This is a genomic window from Methylotenera sp. (assembly GCF_036401095.1).
In the GTDB taxonomy this organism is placed as follows: Bacteria; Pseudomonadota; Gammaproteobacteria; order Burkholderiales; family Methylophilaceae; genus Methylotenera.
Genome location: NZ_DASWWA010000003.1, coordinates 534,350 through 546,415 on the forward strand (window position 1 = coordinate 534,350; position 12,066 = coordinate 546,415).

Annotated in this window: 11 protein-coding genes; 8 read left to right on the forward strand and 3 right to left on the reverse strand. The window is 44.5% G+C overall.

Features of this window, described 5'->3' with window-relative positions; genetic code table 11:
• The first annotated feature begins 1 nt into the window (after position 1).
• Genes VGD82_RS04330 through VGD82_RS04350 form a run of 5 tightly spaced genes read left to right on the forward strand, consistent with a single transcriptional unit; the run spans position 2 to position 5,193 of the window.
• Positions 2-709, forward strand: coding sequence for an MSHA biogenesis protein MshJ (locus tag VGD82_RS04330; protein WP_331019219.1), 708 nt, complete (start codon positions 2-4; stop codon positions 707-709).
• Between the two features lie 2 nt (positions 710-711).
• A complete protein-coding gene (locus VGD82_RS04335; RefSeq protein WP_331019220.1) occupies positions 712-1,107 on the forward strand; it encodes a hypothetical protein in 396 nt (131 codons plus the stop codon).
• Between the two features lie 44 nt (positions 1,108-1,151).
• The gene (gene mshL / locus VGD82_RS04340; protein ID WP_331019221.1) at positions 1,152-2,903 is read left to right on the forward strand and encodes a pilus (MSHA type) biogenesis protein MshL; all 1,752 of its coding nucleotides are present in this window, start codon (positions 1,152-1,154) and stop codon (positions 2,901-2,903) included.
• A gap of 3 nt (positions 2,904-2,906) precedes the next feature.
• On the forward strand, positions 2,907-3,827 hold the full coding sequence (locus VGD82_RS04345; RefSeq protein ID WP_331019222.1) for an ExeA family protein: 921 nt from the start codon (positions 2,907-2,909) through the stop codon (positions 3,825-3,827).
• A 22-nt stretch (positions 3,828-3,849) separates the two neighbouring features.
• Positions 3,850-5,193, forward strand: coding sequence for a tetratricopeptide repeat protein (locus VGD82_RS04350; protein ID WP_331019223.1), 1,344 nt, complete (start codon positions 3,850-3,852; stop codon positions 5,191-5,193).
• Positions 5,194-5,249: 56 nt separating this feature from the next.
• On the opposite strand, the gene VGD82_RS04355 is transcribed toward VGD82_RS04350, so the two are convergent.
• Positions 5,250-7,472 (reverse strand): heavy metal translocating P-type ATPase, encoded by a 2,223-nt coding sequence (locus tag VGD82_RS04355; protein WP_331019224.1) that lies wholly within the window; start codon positions 7,470-7,472, stop codon positions 5,250-5,252.
• A 97-nt stretch (positions 7,473-7,569) separates the two neighbouring features.
• Between VGD82_RS04355 and VGD82_RS04360 the strand changes: the two genes are divergently transcribed.
• Both VGD82_RS04360 and VGD82_RS04365 read left to right on the forward strand, forming a co-directional pair.
• Positions 7,570-8,502, forward strand: coding sequence for a DUF808 domain-containing protein (locus tag VGD82_RS04360; RefSeq protein ID WP_331019225.1), 933 nt, complete (start codon positions 7,570-7,572; stop codon positions 8,500-8,502).
• On the forward strand, positions 8,502-8,762 hold the full coding sequence (locus VGD82_RS04365; protein WP_331019226.1) for a SemiSWEET transporter: 261 nt from the start codon (positions 8,502-8,504) through the stop codon (positions 8,760-8,762). The genes VGD82_RS04360 and VGD82_RS04365 overlap by 1 nt, the downstream gene beginning before the upstream one ends.
• A gap of 9 nt (positions 8,763-8,771) precedes the next feature.
• Here the strand turns inward: VGD82_RS04365 and VGD82_RS04370 are convergent, their stop codons facing one another.
• Together VGD82_RS04370 and VGD82_RS04375 are read right to left on the reverse strand one after the other, a co-directional pair.
• The gene (locus tag VGD82_RS04370) at positions 8,772-9,413 is read right to left on the reverse strand and encodes an arylesterase (RefSeq protein ID WP_331019227.1); all 642 of its coding nucleotides are present in this window, start codon (positions 9,411-9,413) and stop codon (positions 8,772-8,774) included.
• 15 nt (positions 9,414-9,428) lie between these two features.
• Positions 9,429-11,231, reverse strand: a complete 1,803-nt coding sequence (locus VGD82_RS04375; protein WP_331019228.1) for a pyrroloquinoline quinone-dependent dehydrogenase — start codon at positions 11,229-11,231, stop codon at positions 9,429-9,431.
• A 194-nt stretch (positions 11,232-11,425) separates the two neighbouring features.
• On the opposite strand from VGD82_RS04375, the gene VGD82_RS04380 reads away from it, so the two are divergent.
• The gene (locus VGD82_RS04380; protein WP_331019229.1) at positions 11,426-12,016 is read left to right on the forward strand and encodes a hypothetical protein; all 591 of its coding nucleotides are present in this window, start codon (positions 11,426-11,428) and stop codon (positions 12,014-12,016) included.
• Positions 12,017-12,066 lie beyond the last annotated feature (50 nt).

Genomic DNA, 12,066 nt, shown 5'->3' on the forward strand with positions numbered 1-12,066 from the left:
CATGGCAAAATGGTTACTGCTCTCCAGCAAAATTGAGGCTCTTAATCAGCGCGAGCGCTTGATGGTGTTTGGTGCGGCAGCATTACTTACATACACCTTGATACATATGCTATTGCTAGACTCAGTAGAGACTAGCAAAAAAAGATTGTTGACTGAAATTTCAACAGACCGGGCGCTGGCGCAAGAGTTACAGCAACAAGTAAACTTGTACAAAAACAAACCTCCGATTGACCCTGACGCACAAAACAAACTGCGAATTACTGAGTTGCAAACGCAGGTGCAAATGCTTAAGTCTGCACAAAGCCAGATCAATGTTAGCTTGATTAGCCCAGATAAGATGCCTGAGTTATTACGGGATTTATTATCTAAAAATGGTAAATTAAAACTAATCGCGCTAAATACGCTACCACCGCAGAATCTGGTAGAGCAGTCGCCACAAACCACTGATGGCAGCACAGGACAAACCACTCCTAACCAAGTTGCACAGAATCTAGTAACCACACAGGAAAGCACCTTATTTAAGCATGGTGTGGAAATTACAGTCGAGGGCCGTTATTTAGATTTGCTGGAATATGTTACTGCCATAGAAAATATGCATTGGCACGTGTTGTGGAGCCGTGGTGAGCTTGCTGTAAAGTCATTTCCGAACAGCCAGCTTAAACTAACGGTATATACATTGAGCTTAGATAAAACATGGCTGAGCATATAAGCATGAACACTTTAAACCAATTATGCTGCATCGGAGCAATAGGCTTGTTTACACTGACGCCAGTCTACGCCGATACGCTGAAAGATCCAACCCAACCGCCTGCAGCCTTTTATAATCAGGCTCATAGCACTGACGGTAGCGGTTTGCTTGATGGCCCCGTGTTACAATCAATCATCCTCGGTGCAAATCACCATGCGGCAATTATTAACGGCCAAAAAGTAATGCTGGGAAAGAAATATGAAGGCGCGACATTAATCAGACTTAATGAACGAGAGGCCGTTCTACGCAATCCAGACAATACTTTGAAAGTGTTAACGATGGATTACGCTATAGAGAAGAAAATACTGCCGGCTAACGGTCAGGCTAGCTTTGCTAAAAAAGGCAGTCACGCCAAGTAACAATGACTGCTCAATATAGACAAAATGAACTAAACGAGAACAACATGCCGACAATTGCAATACGACTATCTCCACTATTGATTGTAATGCTACTCACTAGCTGCGCTGGTTTTTTGCAACCGCATGATCAAAGTACCTTAAATACAATTAAAGATGAATTAACGCTTAGCGCTGAAACAAAGCCAACCAAGACTGCTACGCCAGTAGAAATCAATGATGCCCTACTGCCGCCATTAAAGATCGAAATCCCCAAAGCTACAGCAAAAAAACTGGAACAACGTTTTGATTTAGTCATTAACAACGCACCAGCCAACCAGGTTTTGATGGGAATTGTAGGCGGTACACGTTACAGCATGTTGGTTCACCCTGACATCAAAGGTGATATTTCGGTTAATTTAAAAGATGTCACCGTATTTGAAGCATTAGACGCTTTAAGGGAGCTATACGGTTACGAATATAAAGTAGATGGCTCACGCATCTTTATTGAGCAGCAATCAATGCAGACCCGTGTATTCCAAGTAAACTACATTGTAGGGCAACGTAAAGGTGCATCTGATATCCGCGTGACATCTGGCTCTATTAGCGGCGGCAGTCAAAACAACCAGCAAGGTGCTAACAACACAGGCGGCACTTCACAAGTATCAAACAACATAGGTAGCGGTGCCAACAATAACCGCACCTTTACCAGCTCAAGCATTAACACCACATCTAATAACGATTTTTGGCGTGATTTAACAGAGTCATTAAACGGGATTGTTGGCAACGAGAATGGCCGCCGCATTATTGTTAACTTGCAGTCAGGTGTGATTGTCGTGCGAGCGATGCCGAACGAGATCCGTAATGTTGAGTCCTTTTTAAACCTAATGCAGGTATCAATTGAGCGACAAGTGATACTTGAAGCAAAAATCCTTAACGTGCAATTAAATGACCAATCCCAAAGCGGCGTGAACTGGTCAATATTTGGGCGTAGTGGCTCCAACACTGGTATCGTGGGCAACATTAATGCAAACACGCAACTCGCGAGCAGCGGTAATGGCAACCTAATCAGTGGTGATTTAGCTGCTGCCAATGGCAACGTAATCGCCAATGCCGCAACAACAGCATTAGGCGGCCCATTGTTTGCAATTGCACTGCAAGGCGCTAACTTTTCCACCCTGCTATCCTTCTTAGAAACACAGGGTGACGTACAAGTATTATCTAGCCCACGCATTTCTTCGATTAACAATCAAAAAGCCGTGCTCAAAGTCGGTACCGATGAATTTTTTGTAACGGGTATTTCTTCTAATACAACCGCATCAGTAGGCGCTACCACTACAGTACCAGAAGTGATATTACAACCATTTTTCTCCGGAATCACTTTGGACGTAACACCGCAGATAGATAAAGATGACAACATCATCCTGCACATGCACCCTTCTATCAGCCAGGTTTCTACCGTCAACAAGCAAGTAACATTAGGCGGCACTGCCGGCCAAATCAACCTACCATTGGCATCTAGCAACATTAGTGAGACTGACAGCATTGTCCGCACTCGTGACGGCCGCGTGATAGTGATTGGTGGCTTGATGACAGAAAGCGCATCCAGCACAAAATCTAAAGTGCCGGGTTTGGGTGATGTTAAAGGTGTAGGCGCCGCTTTCCGTCAACAAAGTGCCGCTAAAACAAAAACTGAGCTGGTTATTTTGCTAAAAGCATCTGTTGTTCAAGGTCAAGATAGCTGGTCAAACGACATGTTATCAAGCAAGCAGCGCATTGAAGATATGCGCAAGCGAGACACAGGAACCGAGGGTCAATAACCCATGTACCTGCAACATTTCGGGCTTAATGAGTTTCCTTTTAGCATTACACCAGACACAAGCTATTATTTTGCATCTGCGAGCTATCAAGATGCTTTAAATACCGTCATATTCGCAGTAACCACCGGTGAGGGGTTTATTAAAATCACCGGTGAAGTTGGCACAGGCAAAACCCTACTATGCCGCAAGCTTATGTCCAGCTTAGATCAAAGCTATAAAATAGCGTACGTACCTAACCCTTATCTGGAGCCACAATCCCTTTTAATGGTGCTGGCCGAGGAACTAAACATCAGTTTGCCCACTGATACGCAAATAACACAACACGTGATACTCAATGCACTAACTCATGCATTATTAAACTTTGCGCGTGACAATATTAAAGTTGTGGTCTGCCTTGATGAAGTACAAGCCATGCCGATAGAAACTTTAGAGGCGCTACGCTTACTCAGCAACCTTGAAACGGAAAAAAGAAAATTACTGCAAGTGGTCATTTTTGGGCAGCCGGAACTAGAAGATAAACTCAATCATGCTTCTATACGACAACTGAAACAAAGAATAACTTTTGCATACCAACTGGACCTGCTAAACCGCGATGAAATGGCATACTATCTGAACCACCGCCTAACGATTGCCGGCTATAAAGGTAGCCGTATGTTTAGCCGTACCGCTTTATATTTAATGTATTATTACTCCAAAGGCGTACCTAGGCTAATTAACATATTGGCACATAAAGCTTTATTGGCCACTTATGGTAAAGGCAAACATCAAGTAGACATGCGCGCGGTACTGGCTGCCGCGTCGGACACAGAGTCTGTCTACACAACATGGCGAAACCTAGGTTTAAAAAGCCTCTCATTAACCATGCTGCTGGGCGCATTTGGCTTAGTACTATTTATTTTCATTAACAATCTTAAGCCATATTAAATCTCAATAAAAAAGACAATCAATGAGTTTAATCAATCAAATGCTGAAAGACCTTGAACAACGTGGTGCAACATCCACTGAGATTCAACAACCTTCAATTACCCCACAGTTTGGCGCTTACACCAAAAAAAGTGGCAGCAAATATATTTATATTATTGGTGTTAGCCTGATTACCATCGCAATTGGCTACGCTTTACTTTCAAACCCTGGACAGCTGGCCCGTATTAAAGAAATGCTAGGTTTTAATCAAGCTAGCAACAATGATAATAACAAGCCAACGGTGAAGTTTGAAGCATCAAAGTTTGGTCAGCCTATACAGGACAAATCGGCAACTGCAGTAACATTACCGGAAGCACCAGCCGCGGCGAAAAACCAGCCAACAAATGATGCTTTAGGCACCGCAGGCGAGTCTGACGTAAGCGGTCCTATTGTTAGCACTCCAGTCACAAATACCTTAGTCAACCCCAATGAGCCGCCAGCTAACTTATTTGAGAGAACACTTAAACTCAACCCGCAGACAATCAAAGACCAGCCGGCAAAAAACACAGATGCCAGCCTACAAAAAAAAAGCAACCCAGCACTGATAGAAGCAGAGAAAGTCAGCGCAGTAGCGTCGCAAATAAAACAGACACCAATAAAAGAGTCTGAATTTAAAGAGTCTGCAGTCAAGGAGTCTGTAAAAAGTGAGGCCGAAAAAAGCTTTAGCAATAAGAATGTAAGCACAGCAGCACTTGCCAATAAACAGCCTAATATTAATAAAAAAATGAGCCCAGAGCAAACGGCTAATAGCAACTATCAGCAGGCGCTCATTTATTTACAGCAAGGCAGAGTGTCGGAGTCGGAGGCTTATTTAGCAAAAGCGCTAGAGTTTAACCCTGCACATCACGAGGCTAGACTAACTCTTGCAAGCTTGTTGCTAGATAACAAAAGGCTGAACGACGCCAAAGATGTACTGAATACAGGTTTGCAAATCAGTCCAGAACAAAATGAGTTCCGCATCGCCTTAGCCCGCCTGCAAGTAAGTTCTGGCGACCAGACTGCGGCTTTAAGTACTTTAGATCAAGGCTTGCCCTATGCAGCTAACCGCGCAGATTATTATGCTTTTCTCGCTACATTGTTACAGCGTAGCGGCCAGCATGATGCGGCGATTACCCACTATACCAAAGCCATTTCAATTGAAAACAATAGCAACAGTGTAAAAACCAATACATTGGTGGGTTTAGGCATTTCTTTACAAGCCGTAGGCAAGCTAGAAAATGCACAGCAGGCATTTTCTAGAGCGCAACAAATAGGTTCACTCAGCCCCGCTCTTGCCAGCTTTGTTGATCAGCAACTCAAAAAAATCCAACAAAACCTAAACAAGTAAAAAATACCAGCCAGCGGTAAAGACCTAGCGCGATCAAGCTCGGTAGATTCACCGAGTTACGACGGGCGCCATAACTTAAGTAATAGCGCATTAGAAATCACACTCACGCTACTTAATGCCATCGCCGCACCAGCTAATACCGGGCTTAATATGCCCATGGCCGCCAGCGGAATGCCCACCACGTTATAGATAAATGCCCAAAATAGATTCTGTCTAATTTTCTGGTAAGTGCGTTTAGAAATATCAATCGCTTGCGCAATCAAAGCTGGGTCGCCGCGCATTAATGTAATGCCAGAGGTATGCATAGCGACATCCGTACCGCTAGACATTGCAACACCAACATCTGCTGCGGCAAGGGCTGGTGCGTCATTTAAGCCGTCACCGACCATTGCAACTAGCCCATTTTGTTTCAGTTCAGCTACGATGGCTGCTTTTTCATCCGGCAACACTTGCGCATAATATTGTGTAATACCTAATTGGCTAGCTACATTAGACGCACTGCCTTGGTTATCGCCCGATATCAGCACAGTTTCTATACCTGCCTGTGATAAATCTGCAATTGCTTTCTGTGCTGTGGGTTTTATTGTGTCACCAAATGCGAAAAAGCCTAAAAGTTTGGGTGCAAAGTTATCTAGCGTCCTCGCTTGTGCTATCCATGAAACACTGTGTCCGGCTTGCTCCAGCAGCAGCGCATGTTCTTTATATTTAGAAAGATTGACCTTTAAGTCATCCATCAAACGTGAGCTTCCAATATACAGTTTATGCCCATTAACCTCCCCCACCACGCCTTTGCCTGCGATTGCCTGTAAACCATGTGCCAACTGCAACGACAAACCTTTGACATTGGCAGCATTCGTCACCGCTTTTGCTAATGGGTGCTCGCTACCAGCCTGTAAGCTTGCTGCTAACATCAGCAATTGGTCGTCATCTTGAGCTTCGCTCTCCTTGGCTGTGGCGTGCATGGTAATCAATTTAGGGTGCCCCTCTGTCAAGGTGCCTGTTTTATCAAACGCCACGGTTTTAATTGCATGGGCAAGTTCAAGCGCTTCAGCATCTTTAATTAAAATTCCATGCTGTGCAGCAACTCCGGTACCCACCATAATGGCGGTTGGCGTTGCCAAGCCCAGCGCACATGGGCAGGCAATAACAAGCACGGTTACCGCATTGATAATGGCAGCCTCCCAGTTACCATTGTATAAGCCCCATAGCAGCAGAGTTAGTAGCGCAATGACCAACACAATTGGCACAAACACTGCGCTTACTTTATCCACCAAGCGCTGAATCGGGGCTTTCTTTGCTTGTGCAGACTCAACCAACCGTACGATGCGTGCTAGCACTGTTTCAGCACCTACCGCTGTAGTTTTAACATATAGCGCGCCTTCACCATTCATCGCGCCGCCAGTGACCTTGTCGCCAACCCTTTTAGCTACAGGCAGGCTTTCACCCGTAATTAAAGATTCATCCACTTGGCTGTCACCTTGCTGTATATTGCCGTCCACAGCAATTCGCTCACCAGGGCGCACCAAAACCACGTCACCTACTTTTACTATCGCAATCGGGACTTGCTGTGCTTGCCCATCGGCTACAACAACTGTAGCAAACTCTGGCCTTAAGGTATTAAGCGCACGGATTGCTTTTGTTGTTTGCGATTTTGCACGGCTTTCCAGCCATTTCCCAAACAACACCAAGGTAATCACAATCGTAGAAGACTCAAAATACAAGTGGTGCGAAGCACCGCTGTGAGACGGGAAAAATAACAAATAAACGCTCAAGCCATAGGCCGCGGAGGTGCCGATGGCAACCAGCAAATCCATATTGCCAGCTCTAGCCTTGAGTGCATGCCAGCCTGCCTGATAAAAACGCCAGCCTAACCAGAACTGCACAGGTGTTGCTAAAAGCCATTGCAGCGAGCCAGATAGTTGACCGTCCCAACCTAGCCATTGGGCAACCATTGCAATCACCAGTGGAAGCGAGAAAGTAGCAGCAAGTGCGCTCGGCCACCATTGGTGCTGTTTATCGGCACTTGCCAGATGTTCAACCCTATCTTGTTCTGCGACTAATGATTGGGCTTGGTAACCTGCCGCAACCACCGCATCGATTAACTGTTTTGTTGAGACCTTGTCTACAGTAGCAACTTGGGCGGTTTCTAAAGCGAGGTTAACCTCAGCACTCACCACCCCTGACACTTTAAGTAGTGCTTTTTCAACACGGCTCGCGCAAGATGCACAAGTCATGCCTTTAATTGCTAAGGTCCGTTCACTATTTGCTTGATTAACCATGATTTTTTAGTATCAGTAAAGATGGATTATGTTGGTAATCTATTATAATCCTCCTCAATCCAATTCACCTTTAACTTTTGTGTAGAAACGAGCAATCATGGCCGGGGCAAGTCTATTAACGCTGATTGATGATATCGCAACCATTTTAGATGATGTATCTGTCATGACTAAAGTCGCGGCAAAAAAAACTGCGGGTGTATTAGGAGACGACTTGGCGCTTAATGCGCAGCAAGTGGCTGGTGTGAACGCAGATAGAGAGTTGCCCGTGGTTTGGGCTGTTGCTAAAGGCTCTGCTGTTAACAAAATTATTTTAGTACCATTGGCGCTGGTGATTAGCGCTCTAGCGAATTGGCTGGTCACCCCACTACTCATGCTAGGTGGTTTATTTTTGTGCTTTGAAGGCGTTGAAAAGCTATTCCATAAGTTTTTTCATGCTGAAGAAACCGTACATCATGATCCGAAAAAGATGATAGGCCTAGACGAGAGCAAAACCTTAGAAGTACTGGAAGCAGAAAAAATCAAAGGCGCAATTCGCACAGACTTTGTACTCTCCGCTGAAATCATTGTGATTACTTTAGGTACAGTGGCAACAGCAGCCTTTACGCAGCAAATATTAGTGCTGACTGGGATTGCTGTGATAATGACGGTTGGCGTTTATGGCTTAGTTGCAGGGATTGTAAAACTGGATGATGGTGGTTTATATCTAGCAAGCCGCAAAGGCCACAGCATAATGGCCAGCTTAAAACGTAAACTTGGTTTCGGCATTTTATGGTTTGCGCCACACATGATGAAAACTTTATCAGTCGTTGGCACTGCTGCTATGTTCTTGGTAGGCGGTGCAATTTTGGTTCACGGCATTCCGGCAGTACATCACGCGATTGAGCATATAGGTAATAGCATAAGCGGTAGCATTCTGCAAAGCATCACCCCAACCTTATTAAATGGGCTATTTGGTGTAGTTGCAGGCATTGCAGCCTTAGTGGTAATGCTAGCTGTAAAAAAACTATTGCCAGTTGCTAAGGCAAGCTAATGTTGAACATGACAGATTTTATTGGTTATTTATCAGCATTTTTAACAACATTTGCCTTTGTACCACAAGCAATACACTCTTGGAAAACCAGAGACTTGTCTGGCGTATCACTGCCTATGTACAGCATATTTAGCTTAGGCGTATTTGGCTGGCTGGTTTACGGCATTCTGATGATGTGCTGGCCGATTATTATTGCCAACAGCATCACCTTCATGTTGGCGTGTGTAGTGCTATATCTAAAAATCACTCACTCAAATTAAGCAGTATCTTTAGTGCTTTAACAAACCAAAATCTGATAAAGCGCTTTTTAAACCACTAGCCACTATGCGGTAGCCGTCTGCATTAGGGTGCACCGGATCTGCTTTCAGGCTATTTTTTGCTAACACATCAGAAAACACATCCTCTACCAATGGCGTGTTGGTTTGCTCCGCCAGCTTTTCATACAATGGATGGTCTTCTAGGCTGCCTAAAGCTGCCCCTATCGGACTAAACTTTGGGATAGCAATTAACACAGTATTAATATTGCGAGCTTTGCTTTTAGCCAAAATTGCACTTAAGTTACGCACAGTTTCTGTTTCAGGTATATGGCGCAAAAAATCATTGCCACCTAGCTCAACAATCAGCAAATCAATTTTCTGCGAGCCATCATCATGCGACTCTAACAATGCGTCTAACCGATCTAAACCATCCGCAGAGGTGTTACCAGGCACACCAGCATTCATGATATTCCACCCTGTGCTAGTGCTGAGCAGGCTCACATAATCCTCACCACTTGCGGCACCTGTGCCGTAAGTTAGGCTATCTCCCAAAATGACAACATTGGCATTGGATGAAAGTGAAGTAAACTGCGGGGCAGAGTCGCAGGCTGCCAGCAAAAGTAAAGCTGCAGCAAGCAAGAAGCGTTTAATCATTGAATGTCCTATGCATTAATGGAGTGCGTAAACCAAAATCTCATCTCCAGCAGGAAAGCCAAAAATAGCATTACCGCCAGCCACTACTGCTACATACTGTACGCCATCAACCTCATAGCTAATAGGCGGGGCATTAACGCCTGCAGTGGCTTTTGATTGCCAAACTCGCTGGCCAGTCTGGCTGTTATAAGCTTTAAAATAGCCATTACCTTCCCCCATAAATACTAGCCCACCGCGTGTAACCAACAGACCACCCATTAACGGCTGCTCTGTTTTCACCTGCCAGCGCATTTTACCTGTGCTTAAATTAATAGCTGATAGCACACCCCAGCGTGCATCATTGGTTGGCTCAGACGAAACATATTGTATGGCTGGTAAATTTCCCTTAGCTGGCTCTTCTACTAAGGTATATTTAATGGGTGCATGTATACCAGCCACATAGCTGGTTTGGCTGCTTTCATCCAATGCACTTGGGCTCCAGTTTGAGCCACCTAAAATGCCTGGATACAATACGGTACCCTCTTTCGTTGGCTTGGTGAACATATTATGCTGCGGCACAAAAGCTTCAGACTTGCTCAACAATGCGCCAGTTTGCCTGTCGTTCACGTAGTACCAGCCGGTTTTACCAGCCTGACCAACAGCAGCAATTTTTTTACCATTTTTTACGTAATCAAACAGCACGGGGGGGCTTGCTACATCGTAGCCCCAAATATCATGCGGCACTTGCTGGTAATGCCATTTAATCTTGCCGGTTTCGGTATTTAAAGCAACCAGAGATACGGTATACAAATTATCACCCGGGCGTGATACATCATTCATCTGTGGCGAAGGATTGCCGGTACCAAAAAACAAGGTATTGGTTTTGGTATCAATAGCCGGTGTGGTCCAAGCAGAGCCGCCGCCAAATTTCCAGGCATCTTGGTGAGTTTTCAGATTTTCTTTCTCAGCCGCAATATCACGATTAAGCGATACGCCATCAGAGGTGGTTTCTGCAAACTTACCCTCCCAGCCTTGAGATGGGATGGTGTCAAACTGCCATACCTTTTCGCCATTATCTACATCATAGGCGGCTAAGAAACCAGGACGTCCATATTGACCACTCACCCCGACAACGGCACCTAATGGTGCATCTATTCTTGGCTGGTCTATGTGCAACCCATAACCAACACCGGTAACGCCTACAATCACCTTGCCGTGGTATACAACAGGTGCCATTGCAATGCCAATTCCAGTGCCGCCGTACATTTCTTTTTTACTTTTAGCATCAGCTTTGCTGAGTAAGCCTGTATTTTCAGTTAGTGCAGTATCTTCAGCGACATCAATGTCCCATAACTTACGCCCGGATTTTGCATCCAATGCAATGAGCCTTGCATCCACAGTGCCAATAAATACCTTGCCATCGCTCACAGCCACACCACGATTAGCAGGGCCGCAACACATTTTCCAATCAGCTTTTCGGGTGTGCTCGTAACGCCAAATCTGCTTACCGGTCTTTGCATCAAGTGCAGCTACGTGATTAAAAGGTAAAGCAACATACATGATGCCACCCTGCACGATAGGGGTAGCTTGAAAGCTAGCGGATACGCCGGTTTTAAACGACCAGGCTAACGACAGCATGTTAACGGTTTGTGTGTTAATTTGGGTCAGGGGTGATAAACGCTGGTTGGTGTAATCGCCGCCATGTATAGGCCAATCTTTTTGTGTGGATGATGAGTGCTGATTTTCCAAACCAGAACATGCGCTCACTAAAACTGTAGTTGCTATCAATAACACACTAACGACAGGCTTTAACTGCTTAACACTCAATCGCTTATACATAAAAAGCATCCTTAATTTAGCTTAAATTGGCAATACTCAATTTTAAAGTATACAGATGTGTATACCTTTTGCCAACGCAAGCTATGGCAAATTAGTATAACTCTGCTAATTAACCGATATAGCGCTATACTCGTTAACAGGGAGAAATATTTACTGTAACTTATATAAGCCATTTAACTACACAAGGGATTTGCATGAACGAACGGATTCAACAATTACTAAATCAAATTACCGAACTTGAAGATGACTTGCGTAGCGCTCTAAATGAACAACAGTCCACTATATTCTTCCAAATCAAAGGAAAGCGTGTGGAGTTTGAAAAGTCAATTAAAGACACCCATAAGCGTCTTAAGAGAAACTTTTTTATGTGGCTTATCACTAATCGCCCACAAAACCTGATTACCGGACCTATCATTTACGCCATGATTATTCCATTGGTCATAACCGACATTTTCATCACGTTTTACCAGTTAACCTGCTTTCCGATTTATGGCATTAAAAAAGTACGCCGGGCTGATTATATTATTTACGACAGGCAACAATTACAGTACCTAAACTTTATTGAAAAATTTCATTGCACCTACTGCGCTTATGGGAGCGGCATGATCGCCTACATAAGTGAAATTGTGGCGCGCACAGAACAATACTTTTGCCCGATTAAGCACGCCAGAAAGATATTAGGCACGCACTCACGCTATTCGCGCTTTATTGACTATGGTGATGCTGAGCATTATCAGGAAAGGCTAGAAGAATACAGACGCGCCTTGAATAACGAAAAAAAATGAATAGCGAAGGAAGTTAAAAGAAAACCAAGCTCAAAAAGCGCAACGAAACT

Coding starts and splice junctions, on each gene's coding strand:
- VGD82_RS04335 (WP_331019220.1), top strand. CDS start 712: ATGAACACTTTAAACCAATTATGCTGCATCGGAGCAATAGGCTTGTTT.
- VGD82_RS04370 (WP_331019227.1), bottom strand. CDS start 9,413: ATGATTAAACGCTTCTTGCTTGCTGCAGCTTTACTTTTGCTGGCAGCC.
- VGD82_RS04330 (WP_331019219.1), top strand. CDS start 2: ATGGCAAAATGGTTACTGCTCTCCAGCAAAATTGAGGCTCTTAATCAG.
- VGD82_RS04345 (WP_331019222.1), top strand. CDS start 2,907: ATGTACCTGCAACATTTCGGGCTTAATGAGTTTCCTTTTAGCATTACA.
- mshL (WP_331019221.1), top strand. CDS start 1,152: ATGCCGACAATTGCAATACGACTATCTCCACTATTGATTGTAATGCTA.
- VGD82_RS04365 (WP_331019226.1), top strand. CDS start 8,502: ATGTTGAACATGACAGATTTTATTGGTTATTTATCAGCATTTTTAACA.
- VGD82_RS04350 (WP_331019223.1), top strand. CDS start 3,850: ATGAGTTTAATCAATCAAATGCTGAAAGACCTTGAACAACGTGGTGCA.
- VGD82_RS04355 (WP_331019224.1), bottom strand. CDS start 7,472: ATGGTTAATCAAGCAAATAGTGAACGGACCTTAGCAATTAAAGGCATG.
- VGD82_RS04360 (WP_331019225.1), top strand. CDS start 7,570: ATGGCCGGGGCAAGTCTATTAACGCTGATTGATGATATCGCAACCATT.
- VGD82_RS04380 (WP_331019229.1), top strand. CDS start 11,426: ATGAACGAACGGATTCAACAATTACTAAATCAAATTACCGAACTTGAA.
- VGD82_RS04375 (WP_331019228.1), bottom strand. CDS start 11,231: ATGTATAAGCGATTGAGTGTTAAGCAGTTAAAGCCTGTCGTTAGTGTG.